The following is a 22,746-nucleotide window of genomic DNA, read 5'->3' as shown; positions in this document are numbered from 1 at the left end:
ATCGAGAGAGGAAGATTGATTTGAAGGAAGTATCCGTATCACCTAAGATTACCAATATTAAGGCGGCGGTTTTAGGATTTCAGCACTTATTAGCCATGTATTCAGGTGACGTGCTGGTCCCACTATTGATTGGAGCAGCGTTACATTTTAGCCAAGAACAATTGACTTACTTAGTCTCAATCGACATTTTCATGTGTGGGATTGCCACCTTCCTGCAACTCAAGCGAACGCCCCTTACTGGGATTGGATTGCCAGTTGTTTTAGGCTGTGCGGTTCAAGCCGTCAACCCATTGATTCAAATTGGGAAGACTTACGGACTGGGGACGATGTATGGTTCGATTATTGGTGCCGGTATTTTTATTTTTCTGATTGCCGGACTATTCTCTAAGATTAAAAACCTGTTTCCACCGGTCGTTACTGGTTCGCTGATTACGATCATCGGATTCACATTGATTCCGGTCGCCTTTGAAAACCTCGGTGGTGGCGATGCATCCGCCAAAAACTTTGGTAACTTGCAGGCACTGGGTATTGGCTTTTTGACGATTGCGATTATTTTACTGATTAGCGTCTTTGCCCGGGGGTTCATGAAATCCGTCTCAATTTTAATTGGGATTCTCGCCGGCACACTGATTGCGGGTGCCATGGGAATGGTCTCCCTCAAACCCGTCGCTGAAGCCAGCTGGTTCCATCTCCCAACGCTCTTCTACTTTGGCGCACCGCACTTTGAATGGTCCTCGATTTTGACGATGATTCTGGTCTCATTAACGACCATGGTCGAATCGACCGGTGTCTTCTTCGCATTAGGTGACATTACTGGCCGTAAAATCGAAGGTGAAGATTTAAAACGAGGTTACCGGGCAGAAGGTATCGCCGTTATCCTCGGTGGGCTCTTCAACACCTTCCCCTATTCAACATTCTCCGAAAACGTCGGTGTCGTGCAATTATCTGGGGTCAAAACGCGTAAGCCAATCTACTTCTCAGCAGCATTCTTAGTCATCCTAGGACTGTTGCCGAAAATTGGGGCACTTGCAACGATCATCCCCGACCCGGTTCTGGGTGGCGCAATGGTCGTCATGTTCGGGATCGTTGGGATTCAAGGGATTCGGATGTTAGCCCAAGTTGATTTTCGCAATAACAACAACTTGTTGGTCGCTGCCGTTTCGATTGGCCTTGGTTTAGGTGTCACGGTTGAAACCAACATCTTCCAATTCTTACCAAACGCGCTACAGATCATGTTAAGTAACGGTGTGGTCGTCGGTAGTTTAGCCGCAGTTGGCTTGAACTTGCTCTTTAATCGGCACGCCGCTGAAAATAAAGTCGACGACGAATCGGTCGGCCTGAACGAAGCCGAACAACACTCCTAATTGTCGTTCACTCAGCGTTAACTTGACTGAGACGACCGTGTTCAAAAAGAATAATTATTATAAATAAAATCAACGCTGTAAGAATTTTCCGATTCTTACGGCGTTTTTGCGTTCGCTTGAAAGTTGCGGCATACTAACTCGGTAGCCTGAGACATCGCGATGCTTTCAGTACGATTAGCCAAATGTTCGTTCACCAATCTTCACGTGCCGTGGCTTGACCACTCACGACTAAACCAACTCCCCCTGTTCCCTGAAAAATCAGTATGTTATACTAGACAATTGTTGAATTGTTAGTTTTTTATTAATTTTAGGAGTGGGTCATTATTCTAGAACATCTATTTCATTTGCGGGAAAACCGCACTTCTGTCAGACGTGAGCTGATTGGTGGTCTAACCACCTTTCTAGCAATGTCCTACATTTTAGCTGTAAATCCCGAACTATTGGGTAGCGCAGGGATGGATAAAACTGCAGTCTTTACAGCGACTGTTCTGGCGGCGATCGGTGGCTGTCTGTTAATGGGACTAGTCGCTAACTTTCCCGTTGCCCTCGCACCTGGTATGGGGTTAAACGCCTTCTTCACATACACGGTCGTCCAAGAATGGCATATTCCGTGGCAAACGGCGCTGGCCGGTGTCTTCGTCGCTGGGATTTTATTTATCCTATTAACCCTCTCAAAGTTGCGTGATAAATTAATTAATTTAATTCCAAGTGCACTGAAGTATGCCGTTTCGGCCGGGATTGGATTATTCATTGCCTTTTCTGGACTCCAGACTTCTGGCATCATTGTGGCGGACAAGTCAAACGCCGTCGCACTGGGTAACTTGCATAATCCCACCGTCTTACTCGCTATTTTTGGGATTATCGTGGGCATCATGCTAGTGACCGCTAATGTGACCGGTGGTATTTTCTGGGGTATGTTTATTACTGCCGCGGTTGGGATGATTTTTGGGATTATCCCACTGCCATCTGGAATCGTCAGTGGTGTTCCAAGCGTGCAACCATTATTTGGCCAGGCTATCACACATATCGGTGACATTAACTCGTTTCAAATGATTATCGTTATATTGACCTTCTTCATTATCGGCCTCTTCGATACGTCGGGAACCCTCGTCGGTGTCGCAACTGAAGCCGGCATGGTCGATAAAGAATCTGGTGAAGTCAAAGGTGTTGGTAAAGCCCTATTTAGTGGCGCCTTAGCAACAACGCTGGGCTCAATCTTTGGGACTTCCCCAACGACCGCTTACGTAGAATCGACTTCTGGCGTGGCCGTTGGTGCTCGGACCGGCTTGTCGTCAGTCTTCGTCGCTGTGCTCTTCGCGATTGCGGCCTTCTTCTCACCCGTCTTAACGGTGATCACTTCTGCCGTTACTGCGTCCGCGCTAATTATCGTTGGTATTTTGATGCTTTCAAATGTCCAATACATCGACTGGACCAAGTTTGAAATTGCCGTCCCCGCCTTTTTCACAATGATTATGATGCTGCTGACCTACAGTATTTCAGAAGGATTAGCAGTCGGTTTTATCTTCTATCCAATCACGATGACGGTCAAAGGTCGTTGGCGTGAGGTTAACGCGCTGATGTGGACGATGATGGTCGTCTTCATCCTGTACTTTGCCTTTGTGGCCTAGGTTGAGCGCGTCATCATCATCAATATGATGGTCAATTAAAAAGCTGAGTGGTGAAAATCGTCTTCGATTTCACCACTCAGCTTTTCAATTATTTTACTGGCGACAAGCTAAATGAAGTCAGATCGTCCTTGTCCAAATGACAACCACAGTTAACTTCTGAGCCCGATAGTTACTTAATGACCTGTCGATTACGATAATCTTCAGCGAACACCTGCGCAAAATCCGCCATCTTAACCTCACCTAAACGCGGTTGATGGGCGCGGTAATCCGCATAAAAATCGTGATCGCGTTGGTAGGCCACCGTTTTGACATATTCTCGCGCAAAGGCTGCGGGTGCACCAGCCGTAATCAGATGATCCTGCATCACTTCATCTGGCACTTGTGAGACCCGCAAATCTGGCATTTTGAGCGTCTTAGAAAGTGCTGACGCCACTTCTAAGTAAGTCTGCTCATCGCTGGCCACGTAAGTCACTGTTTGCCCCGCTGTCGGTTTCGTCAGCGCTTGAATCAGAACGGTCGTCACATCGATGGGTGCCACCCAAACGTTTTTGACCTCTAGGCTGGCATTGGTATAAATACGATGACTCTTGCGAACGGTTGGCACGCTGCTCAATAAATTGTAATACATCGCAGTTGGGCGAATGAACGTGATGTCTACGTCCGGCAAAGCAGTTATCAGTGTTTGTTCAATTAAGTGATACATATAAAGCGACCCGACCTCAGGACCCAAGTCGGCCCCCACACTACTCAAGTTGACGACCCGTTTAACACCAGCCGCCTTGATCGCCGCCGCGTAAGTTTCGGCTTGCTGGGTCGCAGCGGCATAAATATCCTCACTCGCCATGATGCCGGTCAACATCAAGTAAACCACGTCCGCGTCCTTAAACGTTTGCGTTAAAAAGGCCTCATCCGTAATGCTCCCGATTGCGGGGGTCGCCCGAAAGACCTTAATCAGTCCGCTACGGCTAGCATTATGACTGATGACCGTCACGTCATGCCCGGCATGCGCCAACTTGGGCACCAAAGTTTGATTGATCCGACCTAATGAGCCAGTTAAAACAATTTTCATCTGTACTAATCCTCTACTCTCGTCTTCATCGTTTTTAAATCTCTTAATGATTATAAAAGTTCACCAAAACACAGTCAATCACTGGGGCTGCCAGTGCCTATCCAACAATCGGCTTCACACGACAAACCAGAATCAGTGATAATCAAAACGTGCGCGCGACCAAAAGCAAATACCTCAGTCGCGCGCACTATTATCATTATTCTGCAGTTATGATCAACTCACCAACCGTTGAATACCAGTCTCACTTCCAATCGGTTCAAGCACCCCATTACCAGCGCTTACGCCGAATAATAGTGCCCCTGGGCCACGTGCCAGTTCACACATAAATCGGCCGGTAAATTCTGAACAGCTTCACGACTGACTTGCGCACTGAGTTCGGTAATTTTATCCGAAGACTGGTGCCCGTTGTTCAGCTGAATCCGACGGGCACCGGCGTGGTATAAGTCAGTCATGATTTGATGGTACGCGCTGGCTAAGTCATGAACGAGCTCAGTATCTGATTGATAGACGCGACTAACGGCCACCGCATTATCCGGACGTTTGAGCTCAGCCAAACATAGGGCTGGTGCTGGCAAAATTTGTTTATCGGCGTCGCCATCACTCACTTGCTCACGCATGAATTCAAAATGTGCGACGGCTGGATGATTGATGCCACTGATTTTGCCATTCAAAGACAACGCGGGCACCTGGGCGGCCGACGTTCGACTGATCCCTTGTAATTCCCAGAAAAAGTTGAGATGCCACCAATTATTAGGGCAAATTCTAGCGTTATTATTCGGCTTTTTCAGTTGCTCAATAAAAATGGCATCCTCAATCTTACTAAATCCAGCTGCACTGATCGTGGACATGGTGATGTGACGGCGCAACTGTCCCCGCCTTCTGACTGTCGCTTGCCGTTGCCGGACGTGTCGCTTTACCATTGCCATCAAGGTTCCAATTTCCATGCAAGCCTAGCCTCCAAAACTGGTTGTCGATCGTTCAAAAATAAAAAATCATCCCTTTTAATTCTGCTTAAAAAAGGATGATTTCAAGATTGGCATGACGCACCCAACCCTTAATTTAATGTCGAATTTAAGTAATGGGTTAAGCATAGAATGGAACGCCGTGATTGTCAAGCACTAATCAGTGGTTGCCGCAATCCCCTTAGCCCCAATATCATGGCGATAAATCAGGTCACCGACAGCCAGTTGATTAATTTGTCGATAAACAGCCTTTTGTGCGCCTGCCAGACTAGCGGCACTGGCCGTCACCATCATGACCCGGCCACCCGCACTCACTAGTTGGTCAGGCGTACCGGCAACACTCGCGTAATCTGCCCCGGCTAAAGTGGGGACTGGCACACCGGCTTGGGCTTTTCCAGGATAACCTGGTGCCGCCAACACGACACCAAGGTAACTGGATACCGTTTGCCATTCAGCATGTGGTTGCCGATGCTGAAGCAAATCAACGATGACTTGATAGAAATCACTTTGTAATTGTGGTAAGAGGATTTGAGTCTCCGGGTCACCGAGCCGCAGATTATATTCAATCACTTGAACACCGTCAGCCGTCAAAATGCCACCGACGTAAATCACGCCTTCAAAACTCAACCCGTCTGCCTTCAAACCAGCAATCGTCGGTTCGACGATCGTGGTAACCGTCTGCTGGATAATGGCCGGCGTAATTTGGGGCACTGGCGAATAAGCACCCATGCCGCCCGTATTGGGGCCGCGGTCATGGTCCTGAAGTCGTTTATGGTCTTGCGCCGTCGGTAATAGGACATAGCGATCTCCGCCGACCAAGACCATCTGTGAGAATTCAAACCCATCGACATAATCTTCAATCAGCACCGTCGAGCTGTTTTCAAAAGCATCGGTCAGTGCAGTCGCAGCTTGCTCGTAACTCGTCGCTACCGTTACACCCTTGCCAGCCGCCAGACCATCGACCTTGATAACTTGAGGTAATGACTGTTGCTGACTGTAAGCCAATGCTGGCGCGAGCTCGTGGAATTGCTGATAAGCGGCTGTCGGAATTTGGTGCCGTTGCATGAAGTCTTTGGCAAAAACTTTCGAACTTTCTAGTTGGGCCGCGGCTTGATTAGGGCCAAAAATGGCTAGCCCGGCTGCCTGAAAATAATCCACGATACCGGCTGCCAAGGGCACTTCTGGACCAACAAACGTCACTGCCACTAGATTGGCGCGGGCAAAATCGGCCAATCCGGCGAAATCGAGTTCATCAATCGCGATTGTTTGAATCCCATCCGCGACCATGCCGGGATTACCTGGCGCACAATAGACCGTACCCACTTGTGGACTTGCTAACATCGCCTTAGCAATCGCGTGTTCACGACCACCACCGCCAACAACTAATACTTTCGCCATCCTTGCCACCCCTTTCATTAATGCCGGAAGTGCCGCACACCAGTTGTGACCATCGCGATGCCATACCGGTCTGCCATTGCGACTGAATCTTTATCCCGAATACTACCACCAGGTTGAACGATGGCCCGGATACCGTGTTGGGCTGCATATTCCACGCAGTCATCCATCGGGAAGAAGGCATCAGAGGCTAAAATGGCATTTTCATAGCCAGCTTTAGACATCGCTTTTTCAATCGCAATCTTAGTCGAATCGATCCGGTTCATTTGACCGGATCCAATCCCGAGCGTCCGGTCCGCAGTTGTCACGACGACCGCATTACTCTTCACGTGCTTGACCACTTGTTGGCCAAACGCCAACGCTTGCAGTTGCGCTTCGGTTGGTTGGGTCTTGGTCACGACAGTAAAATCAGCTGGTGTTTCAAAAGCAGCATCCACTTCTTGACGGAGTAAGCCGCCACCGACTGAAATCGTTTCGAATTTATCAGCGGTGTGGGCTTGGTCAAAATCGACCGTCATTAACCGCAGATTTTTCTTCTTCGCCAAGACCGCAAAGGCATCGTCATCGAAGCTTGGTGCAATGATGATTTCTAAGAAGAGCGCGTGCATTTTTTCAGCAGTTGCTAAGTCCACGGGACGGTTTAAGGCAATAATGCCACCGAAAATCGAGATGGAGTCGGCTTCATAAGCTTTGTCCCACGCTTCTTCAATGGTCGTCCCGAGACCAACACCGCATGGATTCATATGTTTCATTGCGACGACGGCTGGTTGTTGATACTCGCTGACCATCCGCAACGCGGCATCAGCATCCTTAATATTGTTGTAGGATAACTCCTTACCATGAAGTTGTTGCGCGCCAGTAATCGAGAAGTTGGTTGGCAATGCATTTTCATAAAAGGCCGCTTGTTGATGACTGTTTTCACCATACCGTAGCGCCTGCTTTTTATCATAAGTCAACGTCAGTTTCTCTGGAAATTCTTCAGTCGTCAAATATTGCGCAATTAAGGCATCATACGCCGCAGTGTGCTGGAAGACTTTTGCCGCTAGTCGCTGCCGTAATTCTGGCGTCACTTCATCTGCTTGCAGTGCTGCCAAAATTTGGTCATAATCCCGTGGATCAACGATCGGTAGTACGGCCGCAAAGTTTTTAGCAGCTGAACGTAACATGGACGGACCGCCGATATCAATCTGCTCGATAGCTTCGGCTTGAGTCACTTCTGGCCGTTGAATCGTTGCCTTAAATGGGTATAGATTAACGACGACCATGTCGATCGGTTCAATCCCTGCTTCAGCGAGTTGGGCCATGTGAGCGGGCACATCGCGGCGCGCTAACAAACCTGCGTGAACCTTGGGATGGAGCGTCTTAACTCGACCGTCAAGCATTTCTGGAAAGCCGGTAACTGCTTCAATGCCAGTAACCGGGATACCAGCAGCTTCAAGCGCTTTTTTAGTCCCACCGGTCGAAATGAGGTCATAGTCTAAGGCGACCAGCCCCTTCGCAAAATCAGTTAATCCTTGCTTATCAGAAACACTTAACAACGCACGTTTTGTCATTTTAAATTGCTCCTTCATTAATGAGTGTCTGTAGAACGTCTGGATAAAATTGGTGCTCACAATCATGGATTCTAGTTGCCAAAGTCGCTAACGTATCATCACTTTTAACGGGAACTGTCCGTTGTGCGATGATTTGACCGGTATCGATGCCCGCATCAATATAATGAATCGTCACACCAGTCTCACTGACACCAGCTGCAAAGGCGTCTTCAATGCCATGACGACCAGGAAATTTAGGCAGTAACGCTGGATGAAGATTAATAATTTTATGCGGATAGGCGGTCAACAAGGTTGCGCCGATAATCCGCATGTAACCGGCTAATAAAACTGCGTCGATTTGGCGTGCCTGTAGCGCCGTGAGGATGATTTCCTCAGCTGCAGCCTTATTCGCATAGTCATGAAAATCAACGATGAGGACTGGCACTTGCAACGCACGCGCCTTGGCAATCACCGGTGCCTGCGGTTGGTCACAAACGAGTAACGCAATCGTTGCCGGTAGTTGTCTCGCAGCAATCGCTTGATGTAGGGCAACGAAATTCGTGCCATTGCCAGAAGCGAAGACGGCAATCTGTTTAAGCATGCTTAGCCTCCTCGAAAACGACCGGAGTATCCCCTGCTTGAACCGTTCCAACCTGATAGTAGGCTTGGTGGTTAGCCGTCAAGTTCGCCGTCACGGCATTCACCTGTTCGGGATGAACGATGAGCACCATCCCAAGTCCCAAATTAAAGGTCGACCGCAAATCTGATGTCGTCAAGTCGCCTAATTTCGCCAGTAACGTCATGATCGGTGGAACCGGCCATGTCTCTGGCTTCAAGTGGGCACTCAAGCCTGCTGGTAACGCCCGCGCCACATTTTCAATCAAGCCACCACCCGTGATGTGCGCGATACTTGCGATGAGCTTTTGCTGTAATAACGGTTGAACAGCATCGACATAAATCGTGGTTGGCCGTAGTAGTTCAGTCTGCAAATCATGTCCCAATTCTTCAAAGACCGTCGTTAGTTGATAGTCATGTTGTTTGAATAAGATGTCACGGACCAGGCTGAAACCATTGGAATGCAAACCGTTAGATGGTAACCCAATCAACACGTCGCCAACTGTGACATTCGTCGGTGACAACAAGTCTGCCCGATTCGCGACACCAACAGCAAAACCCGCTAAGTCGTAGTGTCGTTCGCCGTACATATCCGGCATCTCAGCGGTTTCGCCCCCAATTAGTGCGGTATGCGCCTGCTGACACCCCGTGACAACGCCTGAAAGAATCGCTTTGACGCGCGCCTGGTCGGTATGTCCCAGACCTAAATAGTCCAAGAAGAACTGCGGCGTGGCGCCCTGTGCCAAAATATCGTTTACGCACATTGCCACCAAGTCAATACCGATCGTCGTATGCTGATTAGCAGCAATCGCCACTAGTAACTTGGTCCCAACGCCATCCGTGCCCGCAACCAGCACTGGTTCATTGCCAGTTGTCTTCGCATCTAACGGGAATAAGCCCCCAAAAGCCCCCAATTGTGCATTCCCACTCATTTGCTTGACCGTCTTTAAGACTTCATAGCCCGCGTTAATATCCACACCAGCGCGCTTATACGCATCACTCACTTGATCACCCCTTCATGATTGGCTTGTAATTGCGCAATCTCCGCATCATATTCGGCTTGGTAATCATACAGTGCCGTTGGATAATCGCCATTGAAGTAGGCCATGCACAGCCCACCGTATGGTTCAGTCGTGTCCAACCCCACGGCATCGATCACACCCTGTTCACTTAGAAAGCCCAGGGAATCCGCGCCAAACGTCGTACACATTTGATCAATCGTCTGTTGCGCCGCAATCAGTTCGTTAGTCGACTGAATATCGATGCCATAAAAACAAGGGTAGCGTAATGGTGGCGACGCAATCCGTAAGTGGACTGACTTGGCGCCGGCGTCTTTCAATAATTTAACGATGCGACGACTCGTTGTGCCACGAACGATCGAATCGTCGATCAAGACGACCCGTTTGCCCGCGACGACCCCTTTAACCGCCGAGAGTTTCATCCGCACGCCTTGTTCACGCAACGCTTGGGTCGGTTGAATAAACGTCCGCGCTGAATATTGATTCTTGATCAGGCCCATTTCATAAGGTAAACCACTCGCTTCTGCGTAACCGGTTGCGGCCGATAGTGACGAGTTCGGCACCCCGACGACAATGTCCGCGTCGACGGGCTGTTCCGCTGCCAGGCGAGCACCCATTCGTTTGCGGGCGGAATGCACGTTGACGCCGTGAATATCGGAATCCGGACGCGCAAAATAAATAAATTCCATCGAGCAAATCGCTAACTGCGTATCGGTCGTGTAATGGTCGATGGTGAGGCCATTATCGTCGATCGTCAGGAGTTCACCAGGTTGCACATCCTGCACGAAAGTTGCCCCAATCGTATCTAACGCGCATGTTTCACTGCAAACTACGTAGCCCCCGGTTGGCAGTTGTCCAACTACCAACGGCCGCAAACCATTCGGGTCGAGTGCCGCAATCAAACGGTCGTTAGTCAAGAGTAAGTAGGCAAAGCCCCCATGAATCTGACGTAGCGCATCCTTGACTTGTTCGGTCAAAGTTGCTGCGGGACTGCGGCGAATCAAATGCATTAGAATCTCACTGTCAGAGCTAGCGTGAAAAATTGCGCCGTTTTGTTCCAAGTTCCGCCGCAACGTGACCGCATTCGTCAAATTACCGTTATGGGCAAGTGCAAACTGCGAATCACTAAAATTAAAACTCAGCGGCTGAATGTTTTCTAATCCGTGATTGCCGGCCGTCGCGTAACGGACGTGGCCCACAGCAGCTTGTCCGGTCAATTGTTCGAGGCGCCGCGGATCACGGAAAACATCCGCTAATAATCCGAGCCCCCGCTCTGTACGTAACTTGCCATGGTCATTAGCCGTAATGCCGGCACCTTCCTGACCACGATGTTGCAAGGCGTGGAGGCCAAAATACGTGAGCTGGGCGGCATCTGGTGAACCCCAAACACCGAAGACCCCACACTCTTCATTCAAACTTTTTACTTCAGTAGGCATGGTAAAGCCCCTTCCCACAACTGTTTGGCAAAACTAACTTTCAAATCAAATGCTTGGTCGGCCGTCTTGACCAGTAACCGGTCCGCGTCCGTCGTTTTCCCAAGATACGTGACGTAGGGTTCCATTAATTGTTCAAATGCCGCTTGATGGTCAGGTGTCACTGAAATCACAAAGCGCGATTGCGTTTCGGCAAAGAAGTTGGCTGCCGGTTCACTACTCGTTAAATCGACCCCCAGATTCTGGCCAAAGCAAGATTCCGCAATGGTGACGATCAAGCCCCCTTCTGAGACATCGTGGGCACTGGCAACTAAGCCCTTTTGGATGGCCGTCAACAACAAGCGCTGGTTGCGATTCTCAGTGACCAGGTCAAAGTCGAACAGCTCGCCTTTGATCGTTCCAGTTAGCATCTTTTGCAATTCACTACCGTTAAAATCAGCAGCAGTCGTCCCGAGAACGTAGACGGCATCGCCAGCGTGCTTGAAGTCACTGGTCGTAATGTCACGTTGGTGCTTGATCAGTCCGACCATCCCAATCATCGGCGTTGGATAGATGGCTTCCCCATTCGACTCGTTATTCAATGACACGTTGCCGGAAATCACCGGCGTATTAAATAATTGGCAAGCCCGGGCAATCCCCATCGCAGATTCATCCAGATCGTAAAATTGTTCGGGTTTCTCCGGATTACCGTAATTCAAGCAATCGGTAATCCCTAATGGTTGGCCACCGGAAGCCACGATATTACGAGCAGCTTCCGCCACCGCAATCTCGCCACCGACCCGTGGGTTCAAGTACAAGTAACGCCCATTTACGTCGGTGGTGATGGCTAACGCCTTATCCGTATGACGAATCCGAATCACACCGGCATCTGATCCAGGCTTAACAACGGTATTGGTCTGCACTTGTGAGTCATAAGTGTTATACAGCACCGCTTTGGAGGCAATCGTGGGTTGCTGGAGCATTTTCTTCAGCGTCCCCGTCGCGTCAACGATTCGGGGCATAAATTGATGATGACTCTGATGGTTCAAGCGTGTCGGCCGCTTCTTTTCTCGTTGATAAACGGGGGCCTTGGTTGCGAGTGCATCGACGGGCACATCCGCTACTAACTTACCATGGTGGAATAATTGATACTGATGACCATCCGTCACTTTACCGATTGTGACCGCGTCCAGACCATATTTTTCAAAGACTTGATAGATCTCCGCTTCGGCCCCAGCCTTCACACACAGCAGCATCCGTTCCTGTGATTCAGAGAGCATCAATTCAAACGGCGTCATACCCGTTTCACGTTGCGGCACTAAATCCAGGTTAAGCGTTAACCCACTGCCGGCCTTCGACGCCATTTCAGCCGAAGATGAAACTAATCCAGCAGCACCCATATCTTGAATGCCAATCAACACGTCGGCGTGGTCATGAATCACTTCCAGACAAGCTTCCATCAACAGTTTTTCCATGAACGGATCACCGACCTGGACCGCTGAACGTTGGGTTTCATTGGCATCATTGAATTCCGCAGAAGCAAAAGACGCCCCATTGATACCGTCGCGGCCGGTCTTGGCGCCGACATAAATTACGGCGTTGCCAATCCCAGTTGCTTGTCCCTTTTGAATATCAGCCTGATTAAGAATGCCGACACACATCGCGTTCACTAACGGATTTTTCTGGTAACTCGAATCAAAGACCGTGTCGCCACCAATCGTTGGAATCCCGATACAGTTGCCATAACCGCCAATTCCGGCAACGACCTGTGAGATCAAATATTTCGTGTGTGCATCAGTCGGTTCACCAAAACGCAAGCTATCGAGTAAGGCAATTGGACGCGCGCCCATCGAGAAGATGTCGCGAATGATCCCACCGACACCGGTAGCTGCACCTTCATAAGGCTCGACTGCGGACGGATGATTGTGACTTTCTGCTTTGAACACCACGGCTTGACCGTCACCAATGTCGATGATTCCGGCACCTTCACCAGGGCCTTCCAGAACTTGTTCACCTTGCGTCCAGAATTTTTTCAGGACCGGCTTGGAATTTTTATAAGAACAATGTTCACTCCACATGCCAGAAAACAGTCCCGTTTCAGTTTCGTTAGGCAACCGCCCCAGCACGTCATCGGTCAGCATCTGATATTCCGCATCAGTCAATCCCCAGTCCCGATAGACTTTTGAATCACGGACATCCGTGGGTGATAATGGTTGCTTCTTAAGCATGGGCGACCTCCTCTTGACTCGTGATAATTGATTGGAATAGTCCTAAACCATCCGTTGACCCTAAAATCATTTCAACTGCCCGTTCTGGATGCGGCATCATACCGAGCACGTTACCGGCCTGATTGGTGATGCCGGCGATGTTCGCGGTACTCCCATTCGAGTTATCGACGTATTCAAAGACGATTTGGTGATTCGCGCGTAATTGTGCCAATGTGTCCTCATCACAATAATAGTTGCCTTCGCCATGGGCAATCGGCAGCGTAATTTCAGTCGTTGCGCCATACGCTCGCGTAAAGGCCGTATCCCCATTAACGATTTTTAAGGGACTATCTTGACAAATAAACTTGGCGGAGCGGTTAGACTGGAGTGCGCCCGGCAATAAACCCGCTTCAGTCAGTACTTGAAAACCGTTGCAAATACCAATAACCGGTTTGCCGGCGTTAGCGAATTCAATCACCGCTGCCATGATTGGCGCAAAGCGGGCGATCGCACCGCTACGCAAGTAATCACCGTACGAGAAGCCCCCGGGCAAAACGACGGCATCGTAACCTGCTAGCGAAGTTGCAGTTGCTGGGATCAAATCCGCCGAAACCTTTAAGACATCACGCAAAGCGTTGACCATATCGTGGTCACAGTTCGAACCAGGAAAGACTGGTACGGCAAATTTCATCATTACAGGGCCTCCATCTCGGTGATTTCGTAACGGTACGTCTCCATATTGACGTTAGCTAACAACCGGTCACACATTTCATCGACTTCAGCTTCGATTGGCCGTTCGTCAGCTTCAAGTTTGACTTCGAAATATTTACCGAGCTCGACATCCGCAACATTCGTATACCCCAGCCGGTGCAAGGCATCGTGAATCGCTTCGCCCTTGGGGTCCAAGATTGATTGTTTGTAGGTGACATAGATTTTTACTAAGTACATGTTAATCCTCCTCGACGGTCACTAACCGTGCTAACACTTCCTGATATACCGACGTTAAGTCGCCTAAGTTCTTACGAAAGACATCCTTGTCCAACGAGGCACCGGTCTTCAGATCAACTAATCGACAACTATCTGGTGAAATTTCGTCTGCGAGCAACACGTCACCCGCTGCTGTTAAACCAAATTCGATTTTAAAATCAACCAATTGAACGCCCATCGCCGCAAAAATAGTCGTTAACCGCTGATTGACCTGCAAGGCTTGACGCTTGATTTCCGCGACCACTTCTGGAGTGGCAATATTTAACGCGTGAATTTGTGAGTCATTGATAAAGGGATCATCGAGCGCGTCACTCTTGTAGAAGAATTCCAACACCGGTTCAGGGAATTTCGTCAAGTGGGCCACGGCAAATCTCCGTTCAAAACTACCTGAAGCCGCATTACGAACGACGGTCTCTAACGGAATCATCGTGACCCGTTTAACTAGCTGAACGTAATCAGTTGGTTGATCAATAAAGTGATTGGGAATTCCATGCGCAGCTAAATCTTTGAAAATTAAGCTGGAGATTCGATTATTCAAACGACCTTTTTGATCGATTGGCACCTTCCGTTTGCCATTCAGCGCCGTCGCCTGATCTAAGTATTCGACCCAGAGGATTTCTGGATCGTTAGTGGTATACATTTCCTTCGCTTTACCCGTGTATAATAACGTTTCTTTTTCAATCGCTGCCGTCATACTCATTGTTCCCCTTTCAGAATTGAAACTGATGCCAATGCTGCGTCAATATTGTGATTTAACACGGTGACGTGGCCCATCTTCCGTTGCGACTTGATCGCCGCCTTGCCGTAATCATGAAAATGCCATTCGGGATGGTTGATCAACTGCTGCCGAGCAAGTGTCAAATCATCGCCCAGTAAGTTACGCATCACTGTCGGACTAGTCTGGACCACAGCGGGAATCGGTAACCCACAAATGCTACGAATATGTGCTTCAAATTGCGAAATATTGCAAGCTTCAATCGTATAGTGGCCCGAGTTATGGGGTCGCGGCGCTAACTCATTCACAATTAAAGTGTCATCTGGTAAGACAAAGAATTCGATGCCGAGAACCCCTCTTAATTCAAGTGCCTCAGCAATTGAAACCGCGATTTTACGCGCAGCGGCGTGGACACTAGCTTGCACGTTCGCCGGGGCAATCGTGGTGTGCAGAATATGATGTTGATGTTGGTTTTCAACGAGTGGGAAGGTCGTCACGACATCCGCTGCACTGCGCGTCACCATCATCGAAACTTCCGTCTGAAATTCCTGTCGTGCTTCCAAAATACAAGGATGGGCGAGCAGTGCTTCCGCTTCCGGCGTAATGGTCGTTGATGCTAAATCAGCTTGGCCGTGGCCGTCGTAACCGCCCGCCGCCGTTTTGAGGATGGCTGGGGTGCCGACCCGGTTTAACGCGTAATTCAAGGATTGACGGTCATTGACTGGTGCAAATAGTGTGACTGGAATGCCATGGTCATGTAAGAATTGTTTTTCGTTCAGCCGGTCACCCGTAATATGCAGTAATTCGGTTCCCTGTGGTAATTGGGCGTATGCTTGAGCCGCCTTCAAGGCCGTCTCATCAACGTTCTCGAATTCATAGGTCAACACATCACTCCGCCGCGCTAAATCGAGTAAGGCGGCCTCGTCATCATAAGCCGCAACAATTTGAAAGTCCGCGACTTGAGCGGCTGGCGCTTTGGACGTCGGATCTAAGACACCAACTTGATAGCCCATCGCTTTGGCGCTTAGTGTCATCATCTGTCCAAGCTGCCCCCCACCGACGATGCCAATGGTGGCTGGTGGTAAAATCGGCTGTTTAAAACTGGCGTTCACTTTGCTCAGCCTCCTGACGTTGTTTGTCTCGAAAATCACTGATTGCTTGTTGGACTGCTGGCTCGCGTAGCCCAATAATTTGAGCGGCCATCAAAGCGGCGTTTTTGGCACCAGCCTCTCCGATTGCCATCGTGGCTACGGGAACCCCCGCTGGCATTTGAACGATTGAGAGTAATGAATCGACCCCGTTCAACGCCTTCGTCTTAATTGGCACCCCGATAACTGGAAGGACGGTATTGGCAGCCAACATTCCAGGAAGATGAGCCGCTCCACCGGCACCCGCAATAATGACTTGTAGTCCCCGCTCAGCAGCCTGTTCGCCGTACGTCTGCAACGTCTGCGGCATCCGATGTGCCGAAATGACGTGGCGTTCGTACGAAACACCCATTGCTGTTAACCGTTCGGCGGCCAATTGCATCGTTGGCCAATCCGAAATTGATCCCATCACTAACCCAACTTTTGCCATCACGATCCCTCTTTCTCTGTTTTCACCATTAGTTTAGCAACCAGCCGGTCCGCTGTCAACGAATTTCTTAACTTTATTGATTAATTAACGTTTTAATGTTCGTGTTATTATCCGACACAATTTTGCTAATATTTCTTCATTTTCCAACACAAACCGCTATTTTAGTTAATTTACAGCTATTTTAACGAATCATCTTCCACCCCTTCTCAGGGCTCGCCATAATAATATTAATATTATAATTACCGAACAATCCCTGATTGCACAAAAAAGAAGCTTTCAAGCATTGGTGGACTTGAAAGCTTCTTAAAACACATTCGATTATTTGGCTGAAGCACCGGATACATCATCAACGGCTGGTTCTTCAGGCTTAGTTGGTTCTGCTGCCGTATCGGCTGAAGCGCCGGAAACGTCATCGACAGCGGGTTGTTCTTCCGTATCCGCAGAAGCACCGGATACATCATCTGGTTTAGTTTCCTTGGCTTTAGAAGAAGCACCAGAAACCGCGTCAGTCTTCGCATCTGGATCAGGTGCTAACATCTGTCCAGTCTGCTTCAAGTAATACTTCACGATTGGTAATAAGTCGAGGACAAACTCGTTGATACCTTTGTATTCGCCCTTGTCGTCATGTAAGGCTTGGTAGTAATGCATGACATACTTATTTGGAATCCCGGGTACCGGTAACTTGAAGAGGTCAGTCTCACCGGTCCGCAGCATGTGAACTGCCCGTTTAACCCCAGGAACGGCCCGCTTAGGATGACAGTCTGCTAACGGGTTACCGGCTTGTGCTGGCGTCCGTGAGGCTAACATCTTGTCGCCGTCCATCTGGTGGTTATAGTAGAGGAACTGGTTGTTGGCATCGGCATAAGTTAATTCCATTGGCATTGAGTTCAAGAACCAGTTCAACTGGTTGACCGTCAATACCCCACGGTCTAACTTCACGTAATCGTCACCTTCAGCGGCGTGGGTCTTAGCTGCCGCTTGTTCGACCCAGTCAGCAGCATGCATGTTGACGCCTTTAACGGTCGTCTCAACTTCGCCCTTCGCTTCTAGGTCTTCATTCTTCCAGTCATCCGCATGTGCTTCTTTGTCCATCGCATTGACCATCTTAACAAACTTGAGGAACTTACCTAACGTTTCTTGTAAAAATGAAACGGTGCGGGCGTCTTTCAAATTGTTTTGATCATCAAAGGCTTGCTTGACTTCACCCAACAAGAATTCATTACCAGGCATGACCACTGCGTCCACACCAGGAGATTCCAAGATCTGCCGTAAGTTCAACTGTGCCCGTGAAGAGCCTTGGTCATAATATGAAGCACCCACAATCAAGACTGGTTTGCCGGACATTGGATGAATCTTGAATGATAACCATTCGATGACACTCTTCAAGGCAGCGGTAATCGTGTGGTTGTGTTCAGGCGTCGCAATAATGACCCCATCTGCTTGCATAATTTTCCGCTTCAGATATTGAACGGCTTCGCCTTCCGTCTGGTCGTCACTTTGGTTAAACATCGGCACGTCTTGAATGTCCAAGATTTCAACGTCCACCATGTCACTAAAATGATTAGCGATAAACTTCAACAATAACCGATTATAAGACTTATCTTCAATTGACCCTGCAATTCCAACTAATTTCATACGTCTCGCCCTCTCTATAGTTTTTCCCAATCCATGTCGCGAACTTCTTGGTACGTCGTTGCGTTCGCGTTCTTAAGCTTTTTCGTGATTTCGACAAACATTTGGAAGTCAGCGAATAACCCGTCTAACTTAGCCACCTGTTGGTCATCTACCAAGTCGCCGTCATCATCGAATGCTTGTAATGAATGGCCGAGCATAAATTCAGAACTTGGCATGATGCGCGCGCGTAATTCAGGTGAGTCCAACACTTGCCGCAAATGCGCTTGCGCCCGTGAAGTCCCTAGTGCCCCATAGGAAGCCCCTAGAATCATCACTGGCTTGTCCACAAATGGTTGAATATGGAATGAGAGCCATTCCAATGCATTTAACAGCACAGCTGGCGCCGAATGGTCATATTCAGGCGTACTGATGATAACCCCATCAGCTGCTTCGATTTTTGCGGCCATCCCCTGAGCTTGTTCTGGAATCTGCCGGTTTTCTGGCTTATTAAAAATCGGTAGCCCCTTAATTTCCATTAATTCGATTTCTGCTTGATCCGCATAGTGGGCCTGCATGTATTGCAATAACTTGCGGTTCGTCGATTCATCTGAATTGGTACCAACCATTGCGATAAATTTATGCATCGAAAACAACTCCTTCTATACTCAAATAGTCAAATATTATATATTTTCTAAATTAACAATTATATTGTAATGGATTTCACTAAAGAAAGCAAAACAATTTTAAGCGCTTTCAGTTAAATTTAATAAATAACTGAATTAACTTATCTCAAGTCTTTTCGCTTGTTTAAGTCGATTCAGTTGTCTACGCGGCTGCTGACAAAAATCGCCATTTAACCGGATTTTTCACAAAGTATTAGGGTGCAACCAATAAATCAATCAATTGGTCGCGGTCAATGTTACCAAAATATTGGCTCAAATCGAGGGGTGCCAGCGCGGTCGCAATCGCCTGCCGTTCGTATTTGACGCCAATTAGGTGGTCAATGACGGGGTCAACCGGTTGCGCACCAAAGAAGTCACCGTAAATCGTGACGGTTTTGATTCGGCCCGCATCCACGTTGAGTTGAAACTCGACCGTCCCCGCATCAAAATGGCGCCGTTGTTTGATCGTAAAGGCCGGTGATTGCCCGTAGATCCAGTCCCAATTTTTGAAATACTGCTGATTGAGTTCAGCGATGCCCGCACGAGCCTCATCATCAAGCTGGTAGGTCTTCGCCTGCTTCAAATCAGTCACCCCGAGGATTTCACGTGCCAGCGTATCCCGGAATTCTTCGATGGTCAGCTGCTGGTACTCGGGTGCCATGTACGGCTTCAAATTAGTGACCCGACTGCGAACAGACTTAATACCTTTCGATGCGAGCTTGTCCTTAGGTACCGTCAGCGCCTTCGCAATCTGGCTTTGGTCGACATCATACATCAATGTGCCGTGTGAGAACATCCGGCCATTTTCAACGTGCATCGCGTTGCCAGAGAATTTCTTACCGTCAATCAACAAGTCATTGCGGCCGCTCATCGTCGCACCGGTCGCCCCCATTGCATGCAAGGCGTTGAGAACCGGTGCGGTAAAGCGTTTGAAATTACCGAACCCGTCACCGTCGTCTTTGGTAATAAAACTAAAGCTAACATTGCCTAAATCATCATAGACCGCGCCACCGCCAGACGTCCGGCGCGTCAAAATAATATGCTGCTGTTTCACATAGTCCTGATTGATCTCCGCAACAACGTTTTGGTATCGACCCACGATAATGCATGGCGAATTAATATAAAAATACAGAATTGGTTCGGTCAAATCTGCGTGAGTCATCAAATAGGTCTCAATCGCGAGATTCGTCCGAATATCATGACTAGAACTTGCTAAATAGCGCATCGTCACACTTCCTATTCCAAATAGATTCGTTGCAAATCCTTGATTTCATTATTGGTCAGCTTCAACTCAGTATGCAAATAGTGCGTCAAATTACCAGATTGGCGCTTAATTTCGGTCATTGCAGCATCTAAATAAGCCGGATCAACTGACCACAGCGCACGAATACTTTCAATCGTTTCCGCTGAAGCACCTTGAGCCTTGGCAGCTGCCATTGCGCCGTTGATTCGGCCAATCGACGCTTGGTTGGTCAGTAAATAATCTTGTTTGATGGTCGCGAAATCGACCCCCAGCGCCGTTAATAAGTACACGGCGCCCATACCAGTCCGGTCCTTACCGGCTGTACAATGGAATAACAGCGTTGAATCAGGTTGGTCATTCGCTAGTAAGTTATCGAAGAACCGGCGATACTCATCCTTAGCGTGCTGTTCATCTGCGACCATCCGGTAAACCTTGAGCATGTGTTTGAAGCCACTATCCGGATGCTTTTCCAAGTTCGCAGTCATCTTGTCCGTGCCATCTGAATTACGCGTCTCATCGACGTTAAAGACCGGTGCATAGACGTACTTAGCATTAGCTGGCACCCGGTCAGGCGCATCTAATACTTCTTTTGGTGAACGAAAGTCGATGTCATAGCGAACACCATAATCGTTCAATTGCGCTTGACCAGCCGGTGTGAGTTGGTCGAGGCCGCCCGTCCGAATCACTTTATGCCACTTGACCGTGCGTCCGTCTTTAGTCGCGTAACCACCGAGTTCGCGAAAGTTGATACCACCTGGTACCGTTAATACACGTTGATTTGTCATTGTTGAAGCCACCTATCTGTTGTCATTTCAACTTCTATTCTAACATTGTCTTCCCCTCAATCGGGTGCCAATTGTCTGATTGTTGTTTTTTAACACCCGATGTGCGGTTGAATTTGCAGGTTGCAGCTGATTCACCACCGATTATGATTGGGTGTTATAATGTTTACAGATTCAGACGTTCGTGGCTGTTTGGTTCAAATTAGACCGGGTCACAGCGCGCTAAAATTTATCACGGGTTTTATTAACGGAGGATTTACGATGACATTTGACTACGCACACCAAACCGACTGGCCGATGACTAGTGGTCAGCACCAATCACCAATTGATATTCAAACCAGCAAAACGCAGGATTCACAACTTTCAGCCATTAGCTGGCGTGGTTTATACCAAGCACAATCGATTACTGGCGAAGCAACGACACTCAAAGCGCACGGGATTGGTGCGGCCTACTTGAATGACCGCGATTTCACCTTCCAACAGCTGCATTTCCACACGCCAGCCGAACACCTGATTGACGGCCAAGCTGCGCCCATCGAATGGCATTTGGTTCACCGAAGCGCTACCGGTCAGTTAGCCGTGGTCGCCGTCTTTGGCCGCATTGGCAAGCCTAACCAGTCATTTCAGGGCTTATTAGACCAATTTACGCCTGAAGCAAGCCATGACCTCACTGAACCAGTCAATCTGACCGAACTACTCCCAGACACCGGGACGGTCTATCACTACCTCGGTTCATTGACGACACCACCACTTAGCGAAACGGTCGAATGGTACGTTTGTGCCGACACGGTCATGATTGGTGAAAAACAGCTGGCAGTTTATCAACACCTATTTGCCGCAAATAACCGGGCAGTTCAACCACTCAATGACCGACCAATTATTGCCGAACGCTTCTAAAATAAATGCTTAATGGGGTGAGCATATGCCAAAAAAGGTAATCTGGGGATTAATTGCCTGTGGCTTATTCCTGCTAATGATTATTGGGTTAGGCTTGACGACCCAGATTCATCAGGATCAGACGAACCACGTGGTGACCAAACAAAAACGACCGCTGATCATGATTGGCGGCAGTAGTAGTAGCCTGACGGATTTTGACGACATTATTCGTTCGCTCAACAAAACGGATCGGCATCCGTTGATTCGGGTAACCATTACTGCTGATCAACAACTGAAAGTCACTGAAACCCGCGTCAAAAATACGACCATCAACGACGCGTTAATCGTGATTTTCTTCGAGAACAGTACCGATTCCAACGACAATATCAAAACGCAAACGACGGGGTTAGCTAAGGCAGTCCGCTACCTCAAGCGCCACCAGCACCTGACGACCGCCAATGCGCTGGGCTACTCGAATGGTGGCCTGATTTGGAGCCGCTACCTCGCTGGGTTGAGCACTGATAATCCGTTAAACGTCCACGACTTGATGGTTATCGGCACCCCGTTTTTGGGTACCGATGCGGAAAATCCAGATAAAACGTTGTATGACCCGTTGCTCGACCATAAAGCCGCCTTCAAAAAATTACACGCCGTCATTAATGTCGCTGGCGATACTGGGGATGGCAACGACGACATCGTCCCACTCAGCAGTGTTAACGCGGGTGGCAAGTTGTTCATGAATAACGTCACGCGCTACACCGCCATGACCGTCAACCAAAAAGCCATCAGTCACGGTGACTTATTACATGAAGCCTACGTGGCGCGTCTCATTCGGCAAAACCTCATTAACCAATAAATCGTCGCTCATCACATTCAGTATCAACTAAAAAACAAGCCGAACACGGTTAGTCAACTTCAGCTAAAGTTGGCAACCGTGTTCGACTTGTTTTGTTTTAGAGACACAACAATTATTACGCATGTGCTAGGTAACTTGTCATGAATCATGGTTAAATCATGCCAAGTTGGCGTCCTGTTCGTCAGCCAATGGACGTCTTAGTCCGACTTCCGGGGCCGGCTGACAACGCT

At 48.7% G+C, this 22,746-nt stretch carries 21 protein-coding genes; 4 read left to right on the top strand and 17 right to left on the bottom strand.

Annotated features, from left to right (window positions below; translation table 11 throughout):
• Nucleotides 1–20 precede the first annotated feature (20 nt).
• Both MZO40_RS06970 and MZO40_RS06965 read left to right on the top strand, forming a co-directional pair.
• Nucleotides 21–1,364 carry a nucleobase:cation symporter-2 family protein gene (locus MZO40_RS06970; protein ID WP_003639430.1) on the top strand — a complete coding sequence of 448 codons (1,344 nt, stop codon included), beginning with the start codon at nucleotides 21–23 and terminating at the stop codon, nucleotides 1,362–1,364.
• A gap of 344 nt (nucleotides 1,365–1,708) precedes the next feature.
• Nucleotides 1,709–2,992 (top strand): NCS2 family permease, encoded by a 1,284-nt coding sequence (locus MZO40_RS06965; RefSeq protein WP_088770904.1) that lies wholly within the window; start codon nucleotides 1,709–1,711, stop codon nucleotides 2,990–2,992.
• A 169-nt stretch (nucleotides 2,993–3,161) separates the two neighbouring features.
• Here the strand turns inward: MZO40_RS06965 and MZO40_RS06960 are convergent, their stop codons facing one another.
• From MZO40_RS06960 to MZO40_RS06880, 17 genes are all read right to left on the bottom strand, one after another.
• Nucleotides 3,162–4,061 carry an NAD(P)H-binding protein gene (locus MZO40_RS06960; protein WP_105961427.1) on the bottom strand — a complete coding sequence of 300 codons (900 nt, stop codon included), beginning with the start codon at nucleotides 4,059–4,061 and terminating at the stop codon, nucleotides 3,162–3,164.
• A 278-nt stretch (nucleotides 4,062–4,339) separates the two neighbouring features.
• The gene (locus tag MZO40_RS06955; RefSeq protein ID WP_105961426.1) at nucleotides 4,340–5,005 is read right to left on the bottom strand and encodes a methionine synthase; all 666 of its coding nucleotides are present in this window, start codon (nucleotides 5,003–5,005) and stop codon (nucleotides 4,340–4,342) included.
• A gap of 174 nt (nucleotides 5,006–5,179) precedes the next feature.
• Nucleotides 5,180–6,421, bottom strand: coding sequence for a phosphoribosylamine--glycine ligase (gene purD / locus MZO40_RS06950; RefSeq protein WP_105961425.1), 1,242 nt, complete (start codon nucleotides 6,419–6,421; stop codon nucleotides 5,180–5,182).
• Between the two features lie 17 nt (nucleotides 6,422–6,438).
• Nucleotides 6,439–7,971, bottom strand: coding sequence for a bifunctional phosphoribosylaminoimidazolecarboxamide formyltransferase/IMP cyclohydrolase (purH, locus tag MZO40_RS06945; RefSeq protein ID WP_105961424.1), 1,533 nt, complete (start codon nucleotides 7,969–7,971; stop codon nucleotides 6,439–6,441).
• 1 nt (nucleotide 7,972) lies between these two features.
• The gene (gene purN, locus MZO40_RS06940) at nucleotides 7,973–8,551 is read right to left on the bottom strand and encodes a phosphoribosylglycinamide formyltransferase (RefSeq protein ID WP_105920729.1); all 579 of its coding nucleotides are present in this window, start codon (nucleotides 8,549–8,551) and stop codon (nucleotides 7,973–7,975) included.
• A complete protein-coding gene (gene purM, locus MZO40_RS06935; protein ID WP_105961423.1) occupies nucleotides 8,544–9,569 on the bottom strand; it encodes a phosphoribosylformylglycinamidine cyclo-ligase in 1,026 nt (341 codons plus the stop codon). The genes purN and purM overlap by 8 nt, the downstream gene beginning before the upstream one ends.
• Complete coding sequence (gene purF, locus MZO40_RS06930; protein ID WP_050339682.1) at nucleotides 9,566–11,020, bottom strand: amidophosphoribosyltransferase; 1,455 nt, start codon at nucleotides 11,018–11,020, stop codon at nucleotides 9,566–9,568. Before purF ends, purM begins: the two co-directional genes overlap by 4 nt.
• Complete coding sequence (purL, locus tag MZO40_RS06925; protein WP_105920727.1) at nucleotides 11,005–13,224, bottom strand: phosphoribosylformylglycinamidine synthase subunit PurL; 2,220 nt, start codon at nucleotides 13,222–13,224, stop codon at nucleotides 11,005–11,007. Before purL ends, purF begins: the two co-directional genes overlap by 16 nt.
• Nucleotides 13,217–13,897, bottom strand: a complete 681-nt coding sequence (gene purQ / locus MZO40_RS06920) for a phosphoribosylformylglycinamidine synthase subunit PurQ (protein WP_252133186.1) — start codon at nucleotides 13,895–13,897, stop codon at nucleotides 13,217–13,219. The genes purL and purQ overlap by 8 nt, the downstream gene beginning before the upstream one ends.
• Nucleotides 13,897–14,151 carry a phosphoribosylformylglycinamidine synthase subunit PurS gene (purS, locus tag MZO40_RS06915; RefSeq protein ID WP_021337683.1) on the bottom strand — a complete coding sequence of 85 codons (255 nt, stop codon included), beginning with the start codon at nucleotides 14,149–14,151 and terminating at the stop codon, nucleotides 13,897–13,899. The genes purQ and purS overlap by 1 nt, the downstream gene beginning before the upstream one ends.
• Before the next feature lies 1 nt (nucleotide 14,152).
• Entirely contained in the window at nucleotides 14,153–14,884 is a 732-nt protein-coding gene (gene purC, locus MZO40_RS06910; protein ID WP_105961420.1) for a phosphoribosylaminoimidazolesuccinocarboxamide synthase, read from the bottom strand.
• A 2-nt stretch (nucleotides 14,885–14,886) separates the two neighbouring features.
• Nucleotides 14,887–16,017, bottom strand: a complete 1,131-nt coding sequence (purK, locus tag MZO40_RS06905; RefSeq protein ID WP_105961419.1) for a 5-(carboxyamino)imidazole ribonucleotide synthase — start codon at nucleotides 16,015–16,017, stop codon at nucleotides 14,887–14,889.
• Nucleotides 16,001–16,483 carry a 5-(carboxyamino)imidazole ribonucleotide mutase gene (gene purE / locus MZO40_RS06900; RefSeq protein WP_050339689.1) on the bottom strand — a complete coding sequence of 161 codons (483 nt, stop codon included), beginning with the start codon at nucleotides 16,481–16,483 and terminating at the stop codon, nucleotides 16,001–16,003. Before purE ends, purK begins: the two co-directional genes overlap by 17 nt.
• A 318-nt stretch (nucleotides 16,484–16,801) precedes the next feature.
• A complete protein-coding gene (locus tag MZO40_RS06895) occupies nucleotides 16,802–18,118 on the bottom strand; it encodes an NAD(P)H-dependent oxidoreductase (RefSeq protein ID WP_105961418.1) in 1,317 nt (438 codons plus the stop codon).
• A 14-nt stretch (nucleotides 18,119–18,132) separates the two neighbouring features.
• Nucleotides 18,133–18,741 carry an NADPH-dependent FMN reductase gene (locus tag MZO40_RS06890; protein ID WP_105920724.1) on the bottom strand — a complete coding sequence of 203 codons (609 nt, stop codon included), beginning with the start codon at nucleotides 18,739–18,741 and terminating at the stop codon, nucleotides 18,133–18,135.
• Between the two features lie 232 nt (nucleotides 18,742–18,973).
• Entirely contained in the window at nucleotides 18,974–19,984 is a 1,011-nt protein-coding gene (locus tag MZO40_RS06885; protein ID WP_088770892.1) for a lipoate--protein ligase, read from the bottom strand.
• A gap of 11 nt (nucleotides 19,985–19,995) precedes the next feature.
• Nucleotides 19,996–20,787, bottom strand: a complete 792-nt coding sequence (locus MZO40_RS06880; protein ID WP_165860982.1) for a tyrosine-protein phosphatase — start codon at nucleotides 20,785–20,787, stop codon at nucleotides 19,996–19,998.
• 258 nt (nucleotides 20,788–21,045) lie between these two features.
• On the opposite strand from MZO40_RS06880, the gene MZO40_RS06875 reads away from it, so the two are divergent.
• Together MZO40_RS06875 and MZO40_RS06870 are read left to right on the top strand one after the other, a co-directional pair.
• Nucleotides 21,046–21,681 (top strand): carbonic anhydrase family protein, encoded by a 636-nt coding sequence (locus tag MZO40_RS06875; protein WP_105961416.1) that lies wholly within the window; start codon nucleotides 21,046–21,048, stop codon nucleotides 21,679–21,681.
• 25 nt (nucleotides 21,682–21,706) lie between these two features.
• On the top strand, nucleotides 21,707–22,516 hold the full coding sequence (locus MZO40_RS06870) for an alpha/beta hydrolase (RefSeq protein ID WP_088770890.1): 810 nt from the start codon (nucleotides 21,707–21,709) through the stop codon (nucleotides 22,514–22,516).
• Nucleotides 22,517–22,746: the final 230 nt, after the last annotated feature.

The sequence above is a fragment of the Lactiplantibacillus sp. B652 genome (assembly GCF_023806745.1).
In the GTDB taxonomy this organism is placed as follows: Bacteria; Bacillota; Bacilli; order Lactobacillales; family Lactobacillaceae; genus Lactiplantibacillus; species Lactiplantibacillus pentosus.
Note: the sequence above shows the minus strand (reverse complement) of the source record. Positions and strands in the feature narration are given on the sequence as shown.

What these genes read in the sequence shown, in the direction of transcription:
- MZO40_RS06960 (WP_105961427.1), bottom strand. Translation starts at nt 4,061, where the DNA reads ATGAAAATTGTTTTAACTGGCTCATTAGGTCGGATCAATCAAACTTTG.
- MZO40_RS06955 (WP_105961426.1), bottom strand. Translation starts at nt 5,005, where the DNA reads ATGGAAATTGGAACCTTGATGGCAATGGTAAAGCGACACGTCCGGCAA.
- purD (WP_105961425.1), bottom strand. Translation starts at nt 6,421, where the DNA reads ATGGCGAAAGTATTAGTTGTTGGCGGTGGTGGTCGTGAACACGCGATT.
- purH (WP_105961424.1), bottom strand. Translation starts at nt 7,971, where the DNA reads ATGACAAAACGTGCGTTGTTAAGTGTTTCTGATAAGCAAGGATTAACT.
- purN (WP_105920729.1), bottom strand. Translation starts at nt 8,551, where the DNA reads ATGCTTAAACAGATTGCCGTCTTCGCTTCTGGCAATGGCACGAATTTC.
- purF (WP_050339682.1), bottom strand. Translation starts at nt 11,020, where the DNA reads ATGCCTACTGAAGTAAAAAGTTTGAATGAAGAGTGTGGGGTCTTCGGT.
- purL (WP_105920727.1), bottom strand. Translation starts at nt 13,224, where the DNA reads ATGCTTAAGAAGCAACCATTATCACCCACGGATGTCCGTGATTCAAAA.
- purQ (WP_252133186.1), bottom strand. Translation starts at nt 13,897, where the DNA reads ATGATGAAATTTGCCGTACCAGTCTTTCCTGGTTCGAACTGTGACCAC.
- purS (WP_021337683.1), bottom strand. Translation starts at nt 14,151, where the DNA reads ATGTACTTAGTAAAAATCTATGTCACCTACAAACAATCAATCTTGGAC.
- purC (WP_105961420.1), bottom strand. Translation starts at nt 14,884, where the DNA reads ATGACGGCAGCGATTGAAAAAGAAACGTTATTATACACGGGTAAAGCG.
- purE (WP_050339689.1), bottom strand. Translation starts at nt 16,483, where the DNA reads ATGGCAAAAGTTGGGTTAGTGATGGGATCAATTTCGGATTGGCCAACG.
- MZO40_RS06895 (WP_105961418.1), bottom strand. Translation starts at nt 18,118, where the DNA reads ATGAAATTAGTTGGAATTGCAGGGTCAATTGAAGATAAGTCTTATAAT.
- MZO40_RS06890 (WP_105920724.1), bottom strand. Translation starts at nt 18,741, where the DNA reads ATGCATAAATTTATCGCAATGGTTGGTACCAATTCAGATGAATCGACG.
- MZO40_RS06885 (WP_088770892.1), bottom strand. Translation starts at nt 19,984, where the DNA reads ATGCGCTATTTAGCAAGTTCTAGTCATGATATTCGGACGAATCTCGCG.
- MZO40_RS06880 (WP_165860982.1), bottom strand. Translation starts at nt 20,787, where the DNA reads ATGACAAATCAACGTGTATTAACGGTACCAGGTGGTATCAACTTTCGC.
- MZO40_RS06875 (WP_105961416.1), top strand. Translation starts at nt 21,046, where the DNA reads ATGACATTTGACTACGCACACCAAACCGACTGGCCGATGACTAGTGGT.
- MZO40_RS06870 (WP_088770890.1), top strand. Translation starts at nt 21,707, where the DNA reads ATGCCAAAAAAGGTAATCTGGGGATTAATTGCCTGTGGCTTATTCCTG.